This window comes from Wolbachia endosymbiont (group A) of Sympetrum striolatum (assembly GCF_947250715.1).
In the GTDB taxonomy this organism is placed as follows: Bacteria; Pseudomonadota; Alphaproteobacteria; order Rickettsiales; family Anaplasmataceae; genus Wolbachia.
Window position 1 is genome coordinate 933,141 of the sequence record NZ_OX366342.1, and the last position, 21,961, is coordinate 955,101.

At 35.1% G+C, this 21,961-nt stretch carries 18 protein-coding genes and 1 pseudogene; 8 read left to right on the plus strand and 11 right to left on the minus strand.

Annotated elements, in window-relative coordinates:
* Nucleotides 1–320: 320 nt before the first annotated feature.
* On the plus strand, nucleotides 321–1,817 hold the full coding sequence (locus tag OOK87_RS04620) for a proton-conducting transporter transmembrane domain-containing protein (protein WP_264688214.1): 1,497 nt from the start codon (nucleotides 321–323) through the stop codon (nucleotides 1,815–1,817).
* Here the strand turns inward: OOK87_RS04620 and OOK87_RS04625 are convergent.
* The 5 genes from OOK87_RS04625 to OOK87_RS04645 all read right to left on the minus strand — a co-directional run bounded on the left by OOK87_RS04625 (nucleotide 1,814) and on the right by OOK87_RS04645 (nucleotide 5,427).
* Nucleotides 1,814–2,485 (minus strand): VirB8/TrbF family protein, encoded by a 672-nt coding sequence (locus OOK87_RS04625; RefSeq protein ID WP_264688215.1) that lies wholly within the window; start codon nucleotides 2,483–2,485, stop codon nucleotides 1,814–1,816. The genes OOK87_RS04620 and OOK87_RS04625 overlap by 4 nt on opposite strands.
* A gap of 58 nt (nucleotides 2,486–2,543) precedes the next feature.
* The gene (locus tag OOK87_RS04630; protein WP_264688216.1) at nucleotides 2,544–3,338 is read right to left on the minus strand and encodes a hypothetical protein; all 795 of its coding nucleotides are present in this window, start codon (nucleotides 3,336–3,338) and stop codon (nucleotides 2,544–2,546) included.
* 73 nt (nucleotides 3,339–3,411) lie between these two features.
* On the minus strand, nucleotides 3,412–4,233 hold the full coding sequence (locus OOK87_RS04635; RefSeq protein ID WP_253309490.1) for a DNA polymerase III subunit delta': 822 nt from the start codon (nucleotides 4,231–4,233) through the stop codon (nucleotides 3,412–3,414).
* A gap of 17 nt (nucleotides 4,234–4,250) precedes the next feature.
* Nucleotides 4,251–4,838: an L-threonylcarbamoyladenylate synthase gene (locus OOK87_RS04640; protein ID WP_253309491.1), complete on the minus strand. Its 588-nt coding sequence runs from the start codon at nucleotides 4,836–4,838 to the stop codon at nucleotides 4,251–4,253.
* Between the two features lie 118 nt (nucleotides 4,839–4,956).
* On the minus strand, nucleotides 4,957–5,427 hold the full coding sequence (locus tag OOK87_RS04645; RefSeq protein WP_264688217.1) for a hypothetical protein: 471 nt from the start codon (nucleotides 5,425–5,427) through the stop codon (nucleotides 4,957–4,959).
* A gap of 75 nt (nucleotides 5,428–5,502) precedes the next feature.
* Here OOK87_RS04645 and miaA point away from each other — a divergent pair, with 75 nt between their 5' ends.
* Nucleotides 5,503–6,396, plus strand: a complete 894-nt coding sequence (miaA, locus tag OOK87_RS04650) for a tRNA (adenosine(37)-N6)-dimethylallyltransferase MiaA (protein ID WP_264688218.1) — start codon at nucleotides 5,503–5,505, stop codon at nucleotides 6,394–6,396.
* Between the two features lie 3 nt (nucleotides 6,397–6,399).
* On the opposite strand, the gene OOK87_RS04655 is transcribed toward miaA, so the two are convergent.
* Entirely contained in the window at nucleotides 6,400–7,338 is a 939-nt protein-coding gene (locus tag OOK87_RS04655) for a hypothetical protein (RefSeq protein ID WP_264688491.1), read from the minus strand.
* Between the two features lie 263 nt (nucleotides 7,339–7,601).
* On the opposite strand from OOK87_RS04655, the gene recG reads away from it, so the two are divergent.
* A complete protein-coding gene (recG, locus tag OOK87_RS04660; protein WP_264688219.1) occupies nucleotides 7,602–9,641 on the plus strand; it encodes an ATP-dependent DNA helicase RecG in 2,040 nt (679 codons plus the stop codon).
* A gap of 617 nt (nucleotides 9,642–10,258) precedes the next feature.
* Here recG and cgtA read toward each other — a convergent pair.
* The 3 genes from cgtA to murC are packed head-to-tail and all read right to left on the minus strand — an operon-like array spanning nucleotide 10,259 to nucleotide 14,062.
* Nucleotides 10,259–11,281, minus strand: a complete 1,023-nt coding sequence (gene cgtA, locus OOK87_RS04665; protein ID WP_264688220.1) for an Obg family GTPase CgtA — start codon at nucleotides 11,279–11,281, stop codon at nucleotides 10,259–10,261.
* Nucleotides 11,269–12,534, minus strand: coding sequence for a phosphopyruvate hydratase (eno, locus tag OOK87_RS04670; RefSeq protein ID WP_253309496.1), 1,266 nt, complete (start codon nucleotides 12,532–12,534; stop codon nucleotides 11,269–11,271). Before eno ends, cgtA begins: the two co-directional genes overlap by 13 nt.
* A gap of 4 nt (nucleotides 12,535–12,538) precedes the next feature.
* Nucleotides 12,539–14,062, minus strand: coding sequence for a UDP-N-acetylmuramate--L-alanine ligase (gene murC / locus OOK87_RS04675; RefSeq protein WP_264688221.1), 1,524 nt, complete (start codon nucleotides 14,060–14,062; stop codon nucleotides 12,539–12,541).
* 26 nt (nucleotides 14,063–14,088) lie between these two features.
* Here murC and OOK87_RS04680 point away from each other — a divergent pair, with 26 nt between their 5' ends.
* The 3 genes from OOK87_RS04680 to OOK87_RS04690 all read left to right on the plus strand — a co-directional run bounded on the left by OOK87_RS04680 (nucleotide 14,089) and on the right by OOK87_RS04690 (nucleotide 17,044).
* Nucleotides 14,089–14,763 (plus strand): septal ring lytic transglycosylase RlpA family protein, encoded by a 675-nt coding sequence (locus tag OOK87_RS04680; protein ID WP_253309498.1) that lies wholly within the window; start codon nucleotides 14,089–14,091, stop codon nucleotides 14,761–14,763.
* A 363-nt stretch (nucleotides 14,764–15,126) separates the two neighbouring features.
* The gene (locus OOK87_RS04685; RefSeq protein WP_253309500.1) at nucleotides 15,127–16,548 is read left to right on the plus strand and encodes an AAA family ATPase; all 1,422 of its coding nucleotides are present in this window, start codon (nucleotides 15,127–15,129) and stop codon (nucleotides 16,546–16,548) included.
* Nucleotides 16,549–16,813: 265 nt separating this feature from the next.
* Nucleotides 16,814–17,044 carry a hypothetical protein gene (locus OOK87_RS04690; protein ID WP_264688224.1) on the plus strand — a complete coding sequence of 77 codons (231 nt, stop codon included), beginning with the start codon at nucleotides 16,814–16,816 and terminating at the stop codon, nucleotides 17,042–17,044.
* Nucleotides 17,045–17,437: 393 nt separating this feature from the next.
* Here the strand turns inward: OOK87_RS04690 and glyA are convergent, their stop codons facing one another.
* Both glyA and OOK87_RS04700 read right to left on the minus strand, forming a co-directional pair.
* On the minus strand, nucleotides 17,438–18,715 hold the full coding sequence (gene glyA / locus OOK87_RS04695) for a serine hydroxymethyltransferase (RefSeq protein ID WP_264688225.1): 1,278 nt from the start codon (nucleotides 18,713–18,715) through the stop codon (nucleotides 17,438–17,440).
* A 46-nt stretch (nucleotides 18,716–18,761) separates the two neighbouring features.
* The gene (locus tag OOK87_RS04700; RefSeq protein ID WP_264688492.1) at nucleotides 18,762–19,967 is read right to left on the minus strand and encodes an MFS transporter; all 1,206 of its coding nucleotides are present in this window, start codon (nucleotides 19,965–19,967) and stop codon (nucleotides 18,762–18,764) included.
* Between the two features lie 488 nt (nucleotides 19,968–20,455).
* On the opposite strand from OOK87_RS04700, the gene OOK87_RS04705 reads away from it, so the two are divergent.
* Together OOK87_RS04705 and OOK87_RS04710 are read left to right on the plus strand one after the other, a co-directional pair.
* A complete protein-coding gene (locus OOK87_RS04705; protein WP_253309502.1) occupies nucleotides 20,456–20,944 on the plus strand; it encodes a hypothetical protein in 489 nt (162 codons plus the stop codon).
* Between the two features lie 82 nt (nucleotides 20,945–21,026).
* Nucleotides 21,027–21,729, plus strand: a pseudogene (locus OOK87_RS04710) (IS256 family transposase); the annotation flags it as partial.
* Between the last annotated feature and the right edge of the window lie 232 nt (nucleotides 21,730–21,961).

Sequence of the window (21,961 nt, forward strand, 5' to 3'; positions counted from 1 at the left end):
GTGGCATGACGATAAGCTTGTCATCCCGCTACGTGTTAGCGGGATCTATGCTAAGAGATACCGTGAATAAATCACGGTATGACGGTTCGCAGCGGTATGACGATAACCTCATATCCCGCTACTAGTTAGCGGATGAGATACCGCGAATGAATCGCGGGATGACGTAACGACAAATTCGTCATCCCGCTACGTGTTAGCGGGATCTAGAGATACCGCGGCGGTATAGCTATAGCATACACAAACAACTAGTTTGCCAAAAAAACATGGCGGTTTTTCTATGATTTGAGTATAATTCTAGCTTTACCTAAACAGAAAATTTAATGGACTATATCTTAATGTATCTTTCCTTACCATTTTCAATTACTGAGAATTACTTATTAATTACTGCGTTGATTCCGCTTTTAAGTGCTTTTGTTATCTTTTTTACTGGTAAATGGCCCGGAGTGAACAATAGTATTACTGTCATTTCTTCTGTACTTCTGTTTACGTATACGTGTCTGTGCACTTTATATTGGGTATATGGTGATCATTCTCAATTTATTCTCATGGATTTTGGTAATAATTTGCACATTAGTTTAAAGCTAGAGTCTACCGGAGTAATATTCAGTTTATTAATATCGTTTTTATGGATACTAACCAGTATATATGCAATATGTTATATGCAGAATAACTATGCTGATGGCAATCACTCAAGTTTTCTATGCTTTTTTTCAATATCGATTAGCTGTGCAATGTTTATTGCTTTTTCTGGAGATTTGCTCACTACATTTGTTTTTTATGAGCTTCTAACTATTAGTACATACCCTCTGGTTACTTACAACTCAACAAATGAATCAATGATTGCAGGGCGCTATTACTTTGGCGTGCTATTTTTCTCTTCTTTAGTATTATTTTTTCCTGCAATAGGCCTTTTATATAATGAATTTCATACTTTAGACTTTGTAAGTGGTGGAATATTCAAATTTGATACTTCACTCATCACTTTCATTGCAGTGTGTTTTGCTATGCTGATTTATGGAATAGGAAAAGCTGCATTAATGCCAATGCATTTTTGGTTACCAAAAGCAATGGTTGCACCAACTCCTGTGAGTGCACTATTACATGCTGTTGCTGTTGTGAAATCCGGAGTTTTCATCATCATAAAAGTTATATTATACACTTTCGGCGTCGATAACATACAACGTTTTGTGCAGCAAAATTGGTTTGCTGGAGGGTGGCTTCCGTACGCTGCTGGATTTACTATTATTACTGCATCATTGATTGCATTAAAGCAAAAAGAATTAAAGAAATTGCTTGCTTACTCTACCATCTCTCAATTGTCGTATATTATATTATTTGCTTCAATTTTTAGTGAGCTCAGCATGAGGGTTGCAATTTTTCAATTAGTTTGCCACGCATTTGCAAAAATCACTTTGTTTTTCATTGCCGGAGCAATAATAACGAAAACAGGTGAGAAATATATAGATAAGATTCACGGTATAGGAAGCAGTATGCCAATTAACATGACAGCATTTGCTATAGGTGCATTGTCTATGATAGGGGTGCCGCCTGCTCCGACTTTTTGGGGTAAATTTCTCATTTTTCAAGCTGTTTTCAACTCTGGCAATGTAATACTTTCTGTGTTTGTAACTCTAGTGTTAATTGTTAGTACTATACTTAACGCTCTGTACTTTTTACCGATAATTTACAATGCCTTTTTCTTAAAACCTTCTCAGAATTACTTTATTAAAAAAACGCCAATTCTTCTAGTTTTACCTCCAGTTATTACTGCTACATGCACTTTAGTTATTTTTTTTAGCTACCAAGTAATATTTTAAAATCTGTATTTATAACCATTAACAATAAATTTAAATGGTATTATACCAGCCAGAGTTGCTTTTATACTCGACAAAGTGAAGCTAATCTCCACAGTATGATCTTTCACCTCCTTATTTTGCTCGGTTGTAAAAACTACAGTAGCATTTCCAGCAAATGTAACTAAGTCCTTGGTCGATCGATCAATAGATAATGTTATTACATTTATGTTGGCAGTTTTTCTTTTGGATGAAGGTGAACTAACAGCTTTATTGTTCGTTTTTTCCTGAAAGCCTTGATAGATTTTATGTATAGAATTGTTTCTTATAAAATTTTCTTGGTACTTCGGTTCAACGATCTTAATGGACTCGTATATTTCAATGTATTTACTTATTAAGTACCTCGCTGTGGAAGTGTATTCATCTTCCTTTTTACTGAAACTAAGCTTATGCATTGCAGAGAACTCATCTTCTGTGTGGTTCATGTACTTCACAAAATTTAAATCTTTTTTAACAGGAAATAACAGGTATATGTTTAATATTAATAAACATAAGCATACTAGGAGAAGCGATACTATTAATGCCATCCAAGATCTTTCTGCTACACAAAACAGATACCTATGGCAGTACCATTCGACTGCTTTACTGAAATAACTTTTGTTTTTTACTGATTCAAGCAATTTATCTTCCATAACACAATGCTACCAAACCCAATTATAATAACAATAAGATTAGATACTCTAAAAAACTTTAAAATATGTCTAAATTTTCCAAAATAGGATGAATGATTATATCACCTTGTTCCGCAATAAGGTAGAATTTATCGATTTTGCTCACATCTACATTGATCATTTTTACACTGAAATTTTCAGGATTGTAAATATTACTTTCAGCACTTTTGTGATAATTATAATAATGTAATTTATTTTGATCATCAAAATAACCAAATTCATCAGCGAGGGTTCCCACTTTGCTACCTTTACCACTTTTGACTAGCTCAAATAGATCAATTGCATGGTTTTGAGATCCAGGCTCAATATGCCCTTCTGCAGCAAAAAACTTAGGTGCATGACCAACGTATTCCTTAAATTTTAGATTATGAGTCTTTTTTACACTACCAAAATCCACAAACTTATATTCATCTGAAACGCCAGAATATTGTGGATCATACTTTTTATATTCAAAGAACTCATTACCTAAAAAATTACAAAACGTTAATTTATAATCATCATGATCGGATTTAACGACTTTAAGGTAATGAAAATCTCTAGGAATCTTTACTTCCTCTTCCGTGATATGATTACGTACAACAAGCTCACCATTTAGCATATGATAGCCAATTTTTGGCAAAGTAGCTATATTGATTGCCTTGTTTAGCTTAAAATTTGCTTCATAAATGCCGCTTAACAACTCCTTTCCTTTTTCTAAGGTGACGTCCTGGTCTAAAGCTATATTCTTGATTGAACTTAATTCTTTCTGCATGTTTAGTATGGCTTTCGTCAAAACTTCTATTGATTGCCATACAGTTAATTTATTATCAGTCAAATTATATACTTCGAGTATTAAATTAACAGAATTTTATCATGAATTTATGTTAAAAGTATTATACTTTGTAAACTTATGTCATGATATTAACTACATTAGCTAAAACATGCTTTTTATCTAAGTGAAGTTGCTTAGCAACAACGAAAAGTTCATCTATTTTTTTCCACTGACCTAGTAAAATTTCAACACCATTTACCTCTCTCTTTATGCTTTCTAAAATGAAGGCCTGAATTATATATGATGCTAGTTCTAGTTCGATTTCGCTATTAATTACTTTATTAATCATATTGGGATTCTTTAAATCATGAAGAAATTTATAAAAGCATTTGTATGCTTCATAAGCATCACTACTTATTGCATTTATTATCATTCCTGGCATTCCAGGAAATAAAGTAATCATTTCGTCAAACGTTTGATCATCAAATTTACATTGAGATGAAGCAACTTGCTTTGTTTCGTCATAAGTTAATGGAAGTAAATTTAGCTGAAAGCACCTACACTGGATAGTAGTTTGTATATCATATGGCTTATGGCTAATTATAAATATCTTAGAATTTTTTGGCGGCTCTTCTAATATTTTCAATATTGCGTTTTTAGCGTTATTAGTCATTGCCTCTAAGCTATCTATTATAGCTATTTTGTGTTCTGATTGAATGGGACTTAAGTGTAGAAAGTTTTTCATTTCTCTGACTTTTTCTATTCCGATAGTATCACCTTCAACAATGTGTAAGTCCAATGCTACTTCATTATAGCTTTTTATGAGTAACCAATTGGAGAAGGATTTTGCAAGTGTTGCTTTTCCTATACCTTTTTTACCACAGATCAGCCAAGACTGAACAGATAAGTTGTTCATTAATTTTTTTTTGGCCTGGTTGTGACCTATTACTTTTTTCATTCTTTCTCCTATAGATCTTAGTTTGAAAATGCATTGGTTACTGTTTGTAATAAAATTGCACCTTCCCTTAAAACCTTAATCTTATCTTCGGTTAAGTCAATAATAGTAGATTCTATACCAGAAACTAATTCATCATCTTCAATCACTGCAGATAAATGTTGCTTAATGGATTGTGGTATATCGTCTGCCTTACATACACTTTTTTCTCCTGAAATATTTATACTAGTTGCAACTATTGGAACTTTCAGTTTGTTTAGTATTGAAATTGCAATAGGATGCTCAGGGATTCTGATGCCTATACTATCTTTAAAGAATTCGTTTGGCAATATATTATTGTTTTTAAGTGGTAAAATATAGGTAATCGGTCCAGGAGAAAAGTGATTTACTAAACCAATATACTTTTTCTCTAGCTTTGCTATTCTCATCAAGCTGCAAATATCACTAACAAATATAGACAGTGGTTTATTTTGAGAGCGTTTCTTTATCTGATATATTTTTCCTATAGATTCATTATTTAATGCATTACAAGCAAGAGCATACACTGTTTCTGTTGGAAAACACACTAACAAGTTGTTCTGTATTGCATTTATTATTTTAGATACCATATAGCTAAAAACTTATTCATAACAACTAGATCAGTTTTGTTGCATTGTATCTTATATAGTAACTGCTAGTTTTTGTGAACGCAATGCAATGCAGCTTACCATTTGTTATGCAGACTTGCTACAACCCAAACTCTTCATTGACTTTATCAACTATTGCCTGTGGTGGATCCTCTCCCCATCCTGAATACAAAATCTCTCCATAGTCTGCAACATCTATAGAGCCAGTTCTGCTTTTTGCTAGAAACATTTCTCTTTTCTCTTTATCAACTAATACATAATGCCACGCTGATTTTCCACGATCTTTACCACGGACTAAATATATAAGATCTGACCTACTTCTTTTTGTTGCATCAGCAAAAGATCTTTCATTGACAGTTCTGCTTTTACTTTTTATGCCGCCACTTTCAGAAAAAGCTTCCTTGGATTCGGTTTTTTTGTTTGCTAATTCAGAAATTCCCCCTTTTTCCCCTAATGCCCGTTCTTTGGTGTTTTGAGACGAATACTTACTGGAAAAACCTTCCCCTGTACCGCCAGGAGTCCTGTTTGTGAAACGCTTAATAAATGAATTATTGTCGTTGTTTTCTGCCATAAAAATCTCCAAACTTTAGATTGTAGGACCCAAATTTTTACTACACTCTATCATATGTTAATTAAATTAATATAAATGAAAAATAATATAGTAATTATTACAGGAATTACAGCTTCAGGTAAATCAGAATTGTGTGATAACCTGATAAAAAAATATAATAATATCAGCATAATAAATTGTGATTCAAAGCAGGTATATGAAGAAATTCCCATAATTACTGCTCAACCACTAAAGCAAGAAGAATTTTATAAATTATATGGTTATGTTTCAGCAAAAGAAAATTATTCCGTGGGTCTATGGTTAGAGGATTTAGAAAAAGAAGTTAATCACGCATTAGAAAATGCTCAAATACCTATCATCACTGGAGGAAGCGGGCTTTACATCAGCAGTTTAATCAAAGGCTTATCATCAATGCCACAAATAAGTCAGAAAGTAAGGAAAAATGTAAGCGAATTAAGGAAAAATTTAAGTAAAGAGGAGTTTTACAAATTAGTGCTAAGCAAAGATCCAAGGATTCAAGGTAAAGTATTCATGAATGACTCGCACCGCCTTTCAAGGGCACTTGAAGTTATCACTGAAACTGGTAAGACAATCTTTGTATGGCAAGAAAATAGACAGCCTCCTTTATTCGATAATTTTAAGATATATACAATTTTGCCTAAACGTGAGGATGTATACCAAAAAATAAATTCTCGTTTTATCAAAATGATCGAAAATGGAGCAATTGATGAAGTAAAAAAGCTACTTAGTATGAACTTAGCTCCATATTTGCCAGCTATGAAAGCACATGGAGTGCCAGAAATTGTAAAGTATTTGAAAGGTGAGATTACTTTAGACGAAGCGATACAGATTGCTCAAACAAACACAAGACACTACGCAAAACGCCAGTACACTTGGTTTAAAAACCAGTTCCCAAGTTCTGAAGTAATTGATTGTGCAAATGAGCTAACAGCGCTTGAAATATTTTAATTGTTAGTTTCCAGGTGTATTTCCATGCTCATTGCTATGAATGGGCGGTTCCATATTTTCCAGATGGCTGTTTACTTCTAGTGGATTACCTAAACTATGTTCTATCTCTGCTTCAAACTTAAATCCTAACTTCTCGCAAAATTTCTGGAAATACTCTTTAATAATATCAAATAAATTTTTGCCATCAATTTTGTAATTTTTCAGTTCTCGAGGAGCAGTAAGTAACAATTTACCATCTTTATATGTTACATCATTTTTCTCATCTTGGAATGCAAGTGTAAACTCTAATGAGCTATTTATCTGACAAACTTCTTCTTCTGGATTATCAGATTTTACCGTAGGCACTGCCATCTCAGATTTGACTTTTACATGATTTGGATCAGTGCAATCAATAACTATTGTTTTTTGAGGACTTAGTAGCGTAAATTCGGACTGGCGAAATGCTTGAAAGAGAACATCAGTGAATAAAGTGCCTTCATACCCTGCTTGATTACAATTAGTAATTAGCTCTTCTAGAATAGAATCACTTGGAACTTTTGCTTCAGCATATTTAAACATTTCCTTAAAAACTTCTTTTGCAAACGGGCGATAATTTCTGGCTTCTTCCTTTGGTAATAGGTGAGCATACTCCTTGCCTAAATTGTAAAATCTCTCAAATTCCTTTTCATACTGGTCAGTTTTTTTATGATCAGGAGTATTGTCATTTTCACAATATTCGCTCCAAATTTTATCGAATTCACGTTGCTTAGCTCCTTCCATCAACGCACTAGTTAAAGTTTGGTCTATACTTTTACCATTAATAACAAAATCCATTCTATTGATGTCTTTATACATCTGTTCACCAGAGTTTGCTTCAGCATTATCTTTACCAGCTCTTAATTTGCCAAAATCAAACTCTTCTGCTTGAGCCCTTAATGTAACTACTGGATTGGTACTATTCATTTCTATCATAGACCTATTAACATCATAATTAATTATATCACAAATTATTAATAATTCAATAAAATACCTGCTATAAGCCCTATGATAGCAAATATAGTTAGGGGTAACTTAGGCTTACCGACAACCGTCATCCCGCTGCTTGTTAGCACCGCGGTGGTATGATGTTAGAGAGAGAGAGCTGTGCTAGCTATAGTGCATACCTGACCATAAGGTGACAAGATTTTAAAAAGGCTCTATTATTGATAAACAGTTTTTACACATGTATGAATCTCAATGAGCAATTAGATGTGCTGGCTTTTCTAAATGGCAAGCTGGAAAATATGCTTAAGTTCCATTCCGCAATATTACCTAAACTCTGTGGTGGGAACAAAGTGGTGGACCTGCTGTTTTATAGGCCGCTTGGTTATATAGATAGAAGTAAGTCACTACTTGATACTCAAGTTGGAGAATTTACAACTTTCATGGCAAAAGTTTATGAGCATCAGTCGCCCACTTTTAGAGGTAGACCATATAAAATAGTCGTTGAAAGTGAGAGTCAGTATATATTCATAGTCTTTTTTAATCACTCAGTTAAGTATTTATATAAACTATTTCCAGTTGGAGCCTATGTAATCATCAGTGGCAAACTCGAAAAATTTGCTGAGCATTGGCAGATTACTCATCCAGATTACGTGTCGCTTGACATCAACCAATTTAAAGAAATAGCTCGCATAGAGCCAGTCTACCAATTATGCCGTGGCATTACCAATAAGAGCATTGGGAACATAATAAGCTCTAACCTGAAAGAATTGCCTGATTTGCCAGAGTGGATAGATGATACATTAATCAAGCAAAAAAAATGGCTAAGTTGGAGGGAAAGCATCATAAAGTTGCACAGACCAAGCTCATTGGCGGAAGCCGAGGTTTGTAGAAAAAGGCTTGCTTATGATGAATTGTTTGCGTATCAGCTAGCACTGAAACTTGCAAGAGAAAATCATGTAAAAAAAAGGGGAAGAGAATTTATAGTATTGAATAAATATAAAGAGCAAGTTTTAAATGAATTATCGTTTCAATTAACAAACGATCAAATTCGTGCAATAGATGAAATTTCAGAGAGGCAAAAATCCAAGTATCGCATGATGAGCTTGCTGCAAGGTGATGTTGGTAGTGGCAAAACCGTAGTTGCACTTTTTGCGATGCTAAATGTGGTAGAAAACAACATGCAGGTAGCTCTAATGGCACCGACTACTATCTTGGCGGAGCAACATTATAATTGGATTGAGGAAGTTTTATCCTGTACCGATATAAAAGTTGCGCTGCTTACTGGTAAAACTTCGCGCAAGGAAAGAAAGATTATCATGAACGAACTTGCAAGTGGTGTTTTAAATATAGTGATTGGCACCCACGCGTTATTTCAAGCTAACGTTACATTTAAAAATTTAGGGCTTGCAGTCATAGACGAGCAACAGCGATTTGGAGTGATGCAGAGAAATCGCTTGGTAGGAAAAGGAGAAAATGCCGATATACTTTTCGTTACTGCAACTCCCATTCCAAGAACCTTGCAGCAAGCTATGTATGGTGACGTTGAATGTTCAATTTTGAGAGAAAAACCAAAATCCAGATTGCCAATAAAAACTGTAACTATGAACATTAGTAGGGTGCCAGATGTTATTGAAAAGCTAAAAGGTGCTATAAACAGGGGCGAAAAAGCATATTGGATTTGTCCATATATAGAAGAAAACGAAGAGACCAATATTGCTGCAGCAGAGATGCGTTTTCAGGAATTACAAAAAACATTTTTTGATAGAGTCGGGATAATACACGGAAAATTGACTCAGGAGCAGAAAGATCAAGTTATGTTTTCCTTCAAAAGAAATGAATTTTCTTTGCTTGTTGCAACCACTGTGATAGAAGTTGGTATAGATGTGCCAGATGCAACCATTATGATTATAGAAAATGCAGAGCAATTTGGGTTATCGCAATTACATCAGTTAAGAGGCAGAGTAGGGCGAGGAAACAAGCCATCTTTTTGTGTATTATTATACGATAATTTAAGTAAAAGCTCATCTTCAAAGTTAAAGATCATGTGTGAGTCACAGGACGGATTTTACATTGCTGAAAGGGATATGATGCTAAGAGGCAGTGGAGATATTTTAGGCACAAAACAATCAGGATGTATGGAATTTAAATTTGCTGATTTATATCAGGACAAAGAGCTGCTCAATCTCGCGTATAATAACGCAAAAGGCGCAATGGCTAATTTTGAATTACTGCTTGATATATTTGAATATAGAAGTAGATTACATTTTTCAAAATTTCAGTAGGAAAACCAGGTAGCTCGCAGAAACGAATTAAATGCAAAAATTCCTTGACAAACTCCGCCAGCCCCCTTATCATGATAGTGAAGGTATTCAGTTATCTTCATCTGTGCAGATTAAACAGCAAGAAAACAACGTAGTTGGCGTCTTATTTTTAATTTTTTGCACTATGTGCACCTTATGTCTTCACAACATTTCTGGGTTTTTACCTATATAAGCTGAAACGCGCTTATAAGTCGTTTAAGACAGTATAGTACGCCAATTTGCAGGATTAGAGAGTGACAACTAGCTAACACGGGATTTCTTTTGCCTTTTTTTTTGCTTAGTAAATTTCTTAAACATTTAAACTAAGGTTAGTTGCATTAAAAAGCAGCTGAGTCGCGGTTATTAGACGTTTAAAACATAAAAAAACGCCAATACTGAAAATAGACAATGACTAGGGCTTCTTTTGCCTTTTTTTTCGTTTGGTGAATTTCTTAAATATTTATAGCTAACATGAACTGGGCAGTGCGTCACGCGCTGACCATTTACTGTGCAAATCACCTTCAAAAACAAACGTTCGTACACATATATTCTAGTTATATGATAAAATAAATGAAAAACATCAATTATCTAAATGAAATTCACATCTTAAAAGGATCATATACATCGATTTCCTTAGAATTACTCTTTTTCAATTTTTCACTTAATAATCTTAAAATAGGCTGTAAATCACCATTAATTGATAAGCACAGCACTTCTTTATTGAGATAATTAGCTAGGTGATTCTTCTTTTCCAGAATTTCTGCTTCCCTCAATAAGTCGCATTTGTTTAATACTACAATCTCTTCTTTTTCAACAAGATCACTATTGTAAAGTTCCAATTCATTATGGATACAACTATAAGCCGAAACAACGTCATCGTGAGTTACATCGATTAAATGAAGTAAAATTTGACACCTTTCTATGTGCTTTAAAAATTTATGCCCGAGCCCAACTCCAAGGTGAGCATCAGTAATTATTCCAGGAATATCTGCTATTACAACTTCGCTATCATCCACTTTTGTCACACCTAAGTGGGGTCTTACGGTGGTAAATGGATAATCGCCTACTTTTGTATCGGAATTTGAGCAGCGAGTCAAAAATTTTGATTTACCTGCGTTTGGCATGCCAATAATTCCAACATCTGATAAAACTTTTAGTTTTAATAATACATGTTTTTCTTCGCCAGGCTGACCGTAAGTAAAATGTCTTGGTGCCTTATTAGTAGAAGATTTAAAATTAGTATTTCCAAGTCCACCTTTTCCACCCTGTGCTACTTGAAATTCCATACCAGGCTTGTCAAGATCTACTATTATCTCTTCACTTTCTTCATCAATTATTTGTGCACCGACTGGAACTCGAAGTATAACGTCTTTCCCTGCTGTGCCAGATCTATCCCTGCCTGCACCATTTTTCCCATTATCTGCTTTAATGTGTCTTCTATAACGAAAATGAAGCAAAGTGTTGAGATTAGCGTCGCTGATGAAAACTATGTTTCCACCCTTTCCTCCATTACCACCATTTGGACCACCAAATTCAACGAACTTTTCTCGACGAAAACTTGCACAACCGTCACCACCATCACCGGCTTTTAAGTACAATTTTACTTCGTCTATAAAACCCATGCTAACCCATGATAATATTTAGCATCTTTTCCTAATGTGCCTTCTATTCTCATTAGCTCGTTATACTTCGCGAGCCTATCAGAACGCGACAGCGACCCGGTTTTTATTTGCCCGCAATTTGATGCAACTGCTATATGAGATATTGTTGTGTCTTCTGTTTCACCTGAGCGGTGAGAAATAACAGCTTTGTAGTTGTTTGATTTTGCCATTTCAATAGCAGCAAAAGTTTCTGTTAACGTCCCTATTTGATTTGGCTTGATCAGTACAGCATTTGCCATTTTTTCTTCTATTCCTTTGCCTATTAGTTCACAATTTGTAACAAATAAATCATCCCCAACCAATTGAATTTTACTCCCCAATTTTGCAGTAAGTAATTTCCAACCTTCGTAATCGTCTTCACTCATTGCATCTTCTATAGAAATTATTGGATATCTTTCCACAAGACTACAATAATATTCAGTCAATTCTTTTGAAGTAAGCTCTTTATTTTCAAATTTGTAAATTCCATCTTCATAAAAAGTAGATGAAGCAACATCAAGGCCTAGTGCAAAATCACTTTGCGCTGAATAACCTGCTGATTCTATAGCGTATATGATCAAGTCAAGTGCTTCTTCAGTACTTTCAATATTTGGTGCAAAACCGCCTTCATCTCCTACGTTTGTGCTATAACCCTTTTTCTTAAGAATGCTACGTAAGTTGTGGAACACCTCCGCAGATATTCTGATTGCTTCACTGAAAGTCTCAGCACCGACCGGAAGAATCATGAATTCTTGGAAATCGAGCTTATTGTCTGCATGTACTCCACCATTAATTATGTTAATGAGTGGAACCGGCATCTGCTCTCCTCCCAAATATCTATACAACGGTATTTTGAAACTGTTTGCTGCTGCTTTTGCAACCGCAAGAGACACACCCAAAGTTGCATTTGCTCCAAGTTTAGATTTATTTTTTGTTCCATCTAGTTCAATTAATGCTTTATCAATTGCACTTTGGTTTGTTGCATCCATGCCAATGATTTCATTTGCTATCACTCCATTTACAGCTTGAACAGCTTTCAGCACTCCTTTACCACAATACCTTTTCTCATCTTGGTCTCTGAGTTCCAAGGCTTCTAATTTACCAGTTGAAGCTCCAGAAGGTACAGAGGCCCTACCTATTGCTCCATCACAGAGTTCAATTTCCACCTCAACAGTGGGGTAACCCCTGCTATCTAAAATTTCTCTTGCAAATACGTTGTTGATTATCTTATTCATCGCATTAAACCTTAACTTCCGCAATAAGTGCTGCAGTTTCCTTTGCCAATTTAGCTATATTACTACCAGCACCAATAAATAATACTATATCACCTGGACTTGTCGAATCACTAATAAAATGTGAAATGAGTAGAGCATCATTCATAATCTTTACATCATTAAACCCATTACTGATTAAAGCTTTTTGTATATCATCAATCCCACAACCAGGAATAGGCTTGTCTTCTGGGGGATGAATAGGAGTAAGGATTACATAGTTAAACATCATAAAGATCCTTATGAATTCACCAAAAAAATTACGAACGCGAGCAAAACGAAGTGGTTCGATAATTCCTATTACTTTTCCTTTAGTAATCGAACGTGCAGCCGTTAAAGTTGCATATATTTCATTTGGATGATGGGCATAATCCTCAATTAACTTAACACCTTTAATATTGGCAATCAAAGAGAATCTTCTTGCTACTCCTTGAAATTCCAAAAGGCCTTTTTTAATCTCTGCATTGCTAATCCCGAGCTTTATCGCAACTGATATTGCAGCCAAGGCGTTACTCATTTTGTGAATACCTATTGCGTTTGATAGTACTATGTTTTTTAAAGGGCTGGATCCCAGTGTCACGCACTGGGATGACAGAGGGTGATGGGATGACAGAAGGTGATGGGATGACACCTGCTTTTTTGTCATGCAAGTAGCTGATGCTGGAATCCAGTTGTTCAACACGTCAAATTCTATGCTGTTAGCATGCTGTTTAATGTTGCTGGCTCTTATGCTACCATTCTCAAACCCAAACGTTATAGAATTACTCGCATCATAATTAATGCCTACAGAATCAGGCAAAACTGCAAAACCTGCTTTGCTTATAAACTGAGAAAACGCATTTTTAATATCGTCGAATGTACCATAATGATCCATATGATCGTCGTTAATACTCGTTATGACAGCAATATTTGCAGGAATTTTTAGCATGGTTCCATCAGACTCATCAGCTTCGATTAAAAAAATGTCACTCTTTCCAAGTCTTGAATTACTCTGATACGAATTTAGTATTCCTCCTACAATTACAGTCGCATCAATGCCAGAATGATCAAAAATAGAAGCAATCATAGCCGTTGTTGTCGTCTTTCCACTTGAACCTGAAACTGCTATCACATATTTATCTTTCATAATTTCAGCAAGTATGTCTGATCTATGCAAAATGGTTTTATTGTTATTTCTCGCTGTTACTAACTCCACATTATCAGATTCTATCGCAGAAGAATGTACAACTATTTGAGCTTGGCTTATATTATTAGCATTGTGACCAATAAAAACCTCTATGCCCAGCCTTTGTAATCTATCTACATTGTTGTTTGATTGTGCATCACTGCCTTGAACTTTGTAATTGGAATTGTGAAGAATTTCAGCAATGGCACTCATTCCGATTCCACCTATACCAATTATATGTATTATTCTTTTTTGAGTTTTGTTAATATTTAGCAGTAGATGTTTACTCATTACTAAATTTATTATAGTATAATTTAAAATCCTCATAGTATCGAACCCTCTTACCGAATACAATGATAAAAAACCTAGCCTTCCTATGTCTAATATTTGTTTTGATAAGTAGTTGCAGTTTTAGCAACAGGTTTAATTGCACTGCAGGTCATTATAAAATTGGCTGCAGCTACACAATAAATGGTATAACTTATTATCCAAAAAACTGTAAACACTATGAAGAGATAGGGATAGCGTCGTGGTATGGAATAGAAGATCATGGCACGCTTACAGCAAATGGTGAAGTGTTTAACCGTCACTTGATCTCTGCAGCGCATAAGACTTTGCCCCTACCCTGCTTTGCTCTTGTCACTAATTTAGAAAATGGAAGAAAGCTTGTTGTAAGGATTAACGATAGAGGGCCTTTTATTGAAGGCAGAATAATAGACTTATCAGAAAAAGCAGCTCAAGTCTTAGGATTTCATAAAGTAGGGCTTGCAAAGGTAAAAGTCCAATACCTAAGAAAGATGTCAGAACAATTGATACAAAATACTCCTCATTACAGAAAGCAATATGAAAAAGAAATGCAGAAACGTCACCCGAAACAAGACAGTGCAGAAAGTAAGGGATATGTTGCATTTTTTAAAAGTGCTCAGGCTGCTAAATCAGCTGCATCAAAGCTTCGCAATCAAGGAATAAAAAATGTTAGATTGCTTTTTAAGAACGATCAATATTGCGTGAAAGTGAGTTATAGGTAGTGGTGAGTGCAGAATTCGAAAGATTTGGTTAATGTAAGAAACGCTGGCTAACTATTGTAAGTTAAAAATGTGATATAAAAAAGATATCAACAATTTATAGCTATACCGCCGCGGCGCTAACACGTAGCGGAATGACGAGTTACTATACCACCGCGAACCGTCATACCGCCGCGAACCGTCATACCGCGATTCATTCGCGGTATCCCAGCATAGATTCCGCTAACACGTAGCGGAATGACGGTTTTTCAAATTGTCGTAAGTCAGTTTAGCTATAGCACTATAGAGACAAAGATCGAAATTTACTTATTTACGTCTCCAATTTCATTGTGTATAATGGAGACAAAGATTTATATTTTGTATTTTATGTCTCCATCATTTATTGGTAGGCAAACCGAGTTGAAGCAACTGCTGGAGCTTACGGAAAAAAACACTGCATCTTTTGTAGTAGTCAAAGGAAGGCGTCGTATAGGAAAAAGTCGTTTAATTCAAGAGTTTGGTAAACATTTCGAACAACATTACTCATTTGCAGGTTTGCCACCAGAAAAGCATACTACAACATCCCACCAACTTAATGAATTTTCTAGACAAGTTGCTAGACAATTTAATACATCTTTTGCTAGATATGACGACTGGAGTGACTTACTATGGGCAGTTGGTGAACGTTTACTATCTGGCAAAATATTATTGCTCCTTGATGAAATTTCTTGGATGGGCTCAAAAGATCCAACTTTTTTAGGCAAAATAAAGAATTTTTGGGATACACAGCTAAAAAATAATAACAAGCTAATTTTTGTTGTCTGTGGATCAGCTTCATCCTGGATTGAAAAAAATATACTTAGTAGTACTGGTTTTGTAGGAAGAATATCGTTGACTTTAACACTCGGGGAGTTATCACTTTCTGATTGCAATGAATTTTGGCCAAAAAATATTTCAGCATACGAAAAGTTTAAGGTGCTTGCAGTAACCGGTGGAATTCCAAAATATTTAGAAGAGGTAAATTTTAAACATGGTACTGAAGAAAATATTAAAAAGCTTTGTTTTACAAAAGGTGGGTTTTTAGTTGAGGAGTTTGACCAAATATTTTCAGATCTATTCATGCGAAAAACAGCTTTTTATAAGCAAGTAGTGAGAGCTCTTTCTACTGGAGCTAAAGAACAGGAAGAAATTTGTACTGCTTTAAACATTGCAAGACACGGACGCATTTCTGAGTATCTATATGAGCTCGAGCTTGCCGGTTTTATTGCAAAGGATCACACTTGGGATATAAAAACGGGTACTGATTCACGACTCAGGAAGTACAGACTTCAAGATAATTATTTAAGGTTTTATCTAAAATATATTGAAAAAAATCTAGGAAAAATTAATCGCGACACCTACTCTATAGGGTTACTTACATCTCTACCAGAGTGGCATACAATTATTGGACTTCAGTTTGAAAATTTGGTGCTTAACAATAGAAAGAGCATACATAATATCTTGAGAATTGATGGAATAGTAAGCGAAAATCCATTTTTTCAGAGGAAGACAGGTGCTGGTTGTCAAATTGATTACATGATTCAAACAAGGTTTAACACTCTCTACATTTGCGAAATCAAATTTTCAAAAAATAAAATCGGTCATTCAATAATACAAGAAGTACAAAAGAAAATAGATACACTAAAGCGTCCAAAAGGCTTTTCATGTCGTCCAGTCCTTATTCACGTTAACGGTGTGAGTGATGACGTTATAGATAGTGATTACTTTTCAAACATAATTGATTTTGGAGAATTATTGAATTGTAAGTAATTCTTGCTCTACTTTTTCAACTTTGTGTTGTTTAACATTGGAACAAGATTCCAGATGACATCTTTCATGAACTCTTATTATAACAATGTTCGTACAGATGTGTGCCACGCGCTGGAATGACATGGTGAGGTGTCATCCTGCTGCTCCTTTCTTGTCATCCCGCGCGGAATAATTAACCGTCATACCGCCGCGGTATCTCACATAGATCCCGCTAACAAGCAGCGGGATGACGATTGTCAGGGTGTCGTCCAAGTAGCCCCTTTTTTTGTCATCCCAGTGCCCAGACTACTTGGATCCAGGAAAAAGAATGGTGTCATCCCAGTGCCCCGACACTGGGATCCAGAAAAGTTTGCTTGTAAGCAAGCAAACTAGCATAGAAAGTGGTTACAACATTTTCGATGAGATTATATGGAAAACTGGATCCCAGTGTCTGGGCACTGGGATGACAGCAGTCCTACGTCATACCGCGATTCATTCGCGGTATCTCTTAACATAGATCCCGCTAACAAGCAGCGGGATGACACCTCTCTTGGGCTCTTTTAGCTATAAACATTAAGAAATTTACCAAATGAAAAAAAAGGCAAAGAACTCCCGTGGTGCGAGTTTTGACTCTATATTACTGTAAGTGGCGCTGTAATAATGTGCTAACGCTTAAAATAAGCGCGGTTTGGCTGAATGTAGAAAAAATTTAAAAGACATGCAGCCGCTATAATTTTATGTAATCCGCCAAAAAATACCCTGAGTTTTTTACTGAATTTTGTCATTGAGCCTGCAGGTCAAAAACAAGTTTTGAGTCATAAATACCCTTATCGTCATAATAAGGGGGCTGGCGGAGTTTGTCAAGTAAGTTTTTTCGTTTCTACCAGCTACTTGGATGACACCACATAAATTAATAAATAGGAAAATTACTACAAATCTTTTCAACTTTAGTTTTTACTGCTTTTTCGACACTTGAGCTATTTCCGCTGATTAATCCCTGAACCACTTCATTTACTAGGCTGGCTATCTCTTTAAAATTTTCTGCCTCAAGTCCGCGTGTTGTCTCAGCAGCGGTGCCAAAACGGAGCCCTGAAGTGATGGTTGGCTTTTCTGTATCAAATGGTACAGAGTTTTTATTGCAGGTAATGCCAGCCCTCTCAAGGCTATCTACAACGTCTTTTCCAGTTAATTTCTGCGATCTTAAGTCAACTAGCACTATATGAGAGTCAGTGCCACCGGTTATAATGTCGAGTCCATGCTTTTGCAATTCTTGAGCTAGTACTTTCGCATTTTCCACGATTTTCTTGCTATAAGTCTTAAACTCTGGCGCTAATGCTTCTTTAAATGCAACAGCTTTTGCAGCTATTACATGCATAAGTGGCCCGCCCTGCAATCCTGGAAAAACTGCAGATTGAATTTTTTTGTGTAATATTTCATCATTGGTCATCACTATTCCACCACGAGGACCACGCAAAGTTTTGTGAGTCGTGGAAGTCATAACATGTGCATATTCAGCAGGAGATGGATATTCGCCCGCTGCAATAAGCCCTGCATAGTGAGCAATGTCTGCAAGCAAATAAGCACCAACTTTATCTGCAATTTCGCGAAAGCGTTTGAAGTCCATTTTTCTCGGATAAGCAGAAGCACCAGCTATGATCAATTTTGGTTTATGCTCCAGCGCCAGCTTTTCTATCTCATCCATATTGAGCAGATAAGTGTCTTTGTTAACTGTATACTGAATTGACTTAAACCATTTACCAGAAAAGCTTGGTGCCGCACCATGAGTTAGATGTCCACCGCAACTCAGTGATAATCCAAGTATTGTATCGCCTGGAGTAAGCAGTGAAGCAAATACCGCCTGATTTGCCTGAGAACCAGAGTGAGGTTGAACGTTTGCAAATTTAACACCGAACAGCTTACAAAGTCTTTCTATAGCTAGACTTTCAACTTTGTCCACATGCTCACAACCACAGTAATACCTTTTGCCTGGATAGCCTTCTGCATATTTATTAGTCAGAAAAGAGCCTTGTGCTTCCATTACTGCTTTACTTGCAAAATTCTCTGATGCAATTAATTGCAATTGTGACTTTTGACGTTGTAACTCTTTTTCTATAAACTGATAAACCTCGTTATCAAAAGACTTTAAACTATTTTTAGAGCCACAGATTTTTTTTAAAACACTCATCATAGATCAAACCTCGCTTTAATTTTAAGATGCACAAGCAATTTTAAGACTACTTATCCTGCTTTTTTAACCATAAGAGCCCAAAAACAGCTATTAGCAAACATACAGGAATAATAGATGTTGCTTTTATCAGCAATTCAGCACTATACAAAGGATTTCCTTGTATTACTGTTCTATCCCAACACAAATTTATTATTTTTGCGATTCCAGTGTGAAAAAAATAGCCAAAACCCATGACTATCATGTTTGACACAGCTGTAGCTAAGCCTACTAAGTTATTATTTACATAACTTAGTGCTTTATAAATTGTAACTACTTGATATCCAGATGCAAAGCCGATAATAAAAAGCGTAGGTAATACAACATACAAGCCAACAATCTGAGTAAAAAGTAATAGAAAACCGGCGATCATTGCAAATGAGCATGAAATTATTACTTCATAATGCTTATTTTTATACTTTTCCAATAAATAAGCCAAAGAGAATGATCCTGTTAACATTCCTATCAATATTACGGAAGAGAGAGAAGATGCCAAGCCTTCATTCATTTCATATACTTCAAAAAAGAATGCTTTCGCCCAACCATCAGCAAAACCTTGCATTGGACCGACCATGAGTCCACCAAAAAAGCTAATTAGAATAATATGCTTGTTGAAAAGTATGTTTTTCAAGTCTCTAATGCTAACTTTTTCCTGTTGAGCATTGCTTTCAGGCGTTACTAAGAACAGTAACAGAGCAAGTAAACACCCGAATGCTGAGAAGGTATAGATAACATAGTTCCAGCCAAATTTATTGAGTAAGAAGTCTAACGGTAATCCGCCACATATCCCCCCCAAAGTTCCTATAATTATGGATAAACTAGCCATTCTTGCTGATTTTTCTTGCGCAAAATACATGCTTGCAACTTTAAAAAGCCCAATTGCTGAAGCGGACGACCCAATTCCAACGACTATTCTGCCAAGTATTGAATAATACCACTCATCAAAACATATAAGCGGTAATGTTCCGGTAAATGTTAAAACAATACAAGCAGGCAAAACAAATTTTGGCCCAAATCTATCAAGGAAAAGACCAACAGGTATATGAGCTAGCGTATAGCCTACATAGTATAACCCACCAAACTGGCCAACATCTGTAATACTTATGTTAAATTTTGTTATCAATCCAGGCGCAATTATGTTTGGAATTACGCGTAATATATATTGGTACGCATAAAACAGTGACGCCAACAACCAGATTAAAAAATTCCTCTGCAGTACTTTACCCCAAAGCTAGTATTATAGATACTCTGTTTATAGAAAACAATATTTTTATGAATACTTATTTTAATTTACCGGAATTTTATACAGTTGAACTCATAGCCAACATAAGTAGTTTATGCATTAACTAAATTTTCCAGGTTCAAGTTTGGATGATGGAAAAAGTTCACTTTTTCTATTTTTAAAAGAGACCTTTTATTTTACTTATAATTTTTTCTACCATATCTACAACTGGCTCATGAATAAGGTATATGAAAAAAATTACACCACAAATGACAAGTATATTTATGATTTTGCCCTTATTCATCTTTATCTTGAGCTTCACTTTTGTTACAAGATCCATTTTATTTATGTTTTTATTTCATGCTAACAATTATATATTAAATACTATAATTTTCAGTAAAATTTGACTTCAGAAGTACCCTATTAACTCAATATTAACCTTTCTACATGTAAAATAGTTAATATAACATTGAGGTAGGTTGATGAACATAAGCACAATAGACAACACACTGCAAAATTACATAACAAAATACATTGAACAAACATTCGCTACACATGTGTCAGGCAATAGATATGACAAATTGTATAGGGAACTTCTAAGTGGTATAGAAGAGATAATAAAACTCACTATAAACGAAGCAAAACATTATGACAAAAGTTTGGAAAATCTATATAACGATTCAAGATTTAATAAGAAATTTATTCAAGCTGTTGCTAAACATCAGGTGTCGGAATTTTTAAATACTCACCCGAAAAGAAAAGAAATTGTTGCAGAATTTTACAATGAACATCACATTAACGAAAGTGATTTAAAGACTCTGGAGAAAGGGAAAGATTTAGTAAATAAAATAAATAACATTAACTTACTGCAACGAAATGAAAAAAATGAGGAATTCAATATTAGAAAGACACTTGCTCACTCAATAAAAATGCCTTCCATAGAAAAATACAAGTTAGAACATTCAAGATAACCTTAGTGAAGGGAGTGTTAAATAAACTGTGTCAAACCGAAAAAAAAGTAATAAATTGATATAAAAAAATGGAGGTTTGACAATGAGTCAGAAAGTAGTAAACAGAACTACCGGTTTGGTAGATTATAAAGAATTAGAAACAAATATCCTGTCGTCTATACGAGAAGGAAGACCGTTGACAGGAAGAGATGGAGCATTAACACCGTTTATAAAAAAGTTGCTGGAGGTAAGCCTGGAAGGTGAAATAGAAAACCACTTGTCGGCTGAAAGCGAAGAGAATAATCGAAGAAATGGGAGGAATGCAAAGACTTTACGTACAAGCGCAGGGTCATTTGAGCTTTTGACGCCAATAGATAGGGAAGGAAGTTTCGAACCACAAATAGTCAAAAAAAGGCAAACAAACTTACATCCAGAGCTTGAAACGAAGATTTTGAGCACATTTGCCAGTGGTATGGGCTATAGAGATATAGTGTCACATGTTGAGGAAATTTATGATCACAAAATATCGGTGGCAGAGATATCAAGTATTACTGACAAATTGCTACCAGTAATCAACGAATGGCGTAGTCGCCCGCTGCAGTCTGTATATCCGATAGTTTTCATGGTTTTTTAAAGTCAAAGAGGACGGGCATTGCGTAAGTAAATGCATGTATAACATATTAGGCATAGATCAAAATGGCAAAAAAGAAGTATTAGGTTTTTATTTGGCTGAAAGTGAAGGAGCTAACTTCTGGTTGGGAGTGCTAAATGACCTCAAAGAAAGAGGAGATACCGTCTTGTTAGTCAACAAAAAAATTATAAAATTTCCCAAGTTGCATCATAAAATCAAAAAATACTTCCAATTGTGTAACAGTACACAGATTATAGTTAGTGGATATGTTGATAAGTAAATTAGTTTTATACGCACAAAACAGATGAAGTTTACTTATCAACATATCCACTAACCAACAACATTCAATAAATTTGTGTAAGATACCACTTTACATAAGAAAGATCCTTGTTATTTTTACTGTTTCA

Bases quoted from the DNA above. Each gene is read 5' to 3' on its own strand.
- OOK87_RS04680 (WP_253309498.1), top strand. From the start codon at position 14,089: ATGATAAAAAACCTAGCCTTCCTATGTCTAATATTTGTTTTGATAAGT.
- cgtA (WP_264688220.1), bottom strand. From the start codon at position 11,281: ATGGGTTTTATAGACGAAGTAAAATTGTACTTAAAAGCCGGTGATGGT.
- miaA (WP_264688218.1), top strand. From the start codon at position 5,503: ATGAAAAATAATATAGTAATTATTACAGGAATTACAGCTTCAGGTAAA.
- OOK87_RS04655 (WP_264688491.1), bottom strand. From the start codon at position 7,338: ATGAATAGTACCAATCCAGTAGTTACATTAAGGGCTCAAGCAGAAGAG.
- eno (WP_253309496.1), bottom strand. From the start codon at position 12,534: ATGAATAAGATAATCAACAACGTATTTGCAAGAGAAATTTTAGATAGC.
- OOK87_RS04625 (WP_264688215.1), bottom strand. From the start codon at position 2,485: ATGGAAGATAAATTGCTTGAATCAGTAAAAAACAAAAGTTATTTCAGT.
- OOK87_RS04620 (WP_264688214.1), top strand. From the start codon at position 321: ATGGACTATATCTTAATGTATCTTTCCTTACCATTTTCAATTACTGAG.
- OOK87_RS04640 (WP_253309491.1), bottom strand. From the start codon at position 4,838: ATGGTATCTAAAATAATAAATGCAATACAGAACAACTTGTTAGTGTGT.
- recG (WP_264688219.1), top strand. From the start codon at position 7,602: ATGAATCTCAATGAGCAATTAGATGTGCTGGCTTTTCTAAATGGCAAG.
- murC (WP_264688221.1), bottom strand. From the start codon at position 14,062: ATGAGGATTTTAAATTATACTATAATAAATTTAGTAATGAGTAAACAT.
- OOK87_RS04645 (WP_264688217.1), bottom strand. From the start codon at position 5,427: ATGGCAGAAAACAACGACAATAATTCATTTATTAAGCGTTTCACAAAC.
- OOK87_RS04635 (WP_253309490.1), bottom strand. From the start codon at position 4,233: ATGAAAAAAGTAATAGGTCACAACCAGGCCAAAAAAAAATTAATGAAC.
- OOK87_RS04705 (WP_253309502.1), top strand. From the start codon at position 20,456: ATGAACATAAGCACAATAGACAACACACTGCAAAATTACATAACAAAA.
- OOK87_RS04685 (WP_253309500.1), top strand. From the start codon at position 15,127: ATGTCTCCATCATTTATTGGTAGGCAAACCGAGTTGAAGCAACTGCTG.
- glyA (WP_264688225.1), bottom strand. From the start codon at position 18,715: ATGATGAGTGTTTTAAAAAAAATCTGTGGCTCTAAAAATAGTTTAAAG.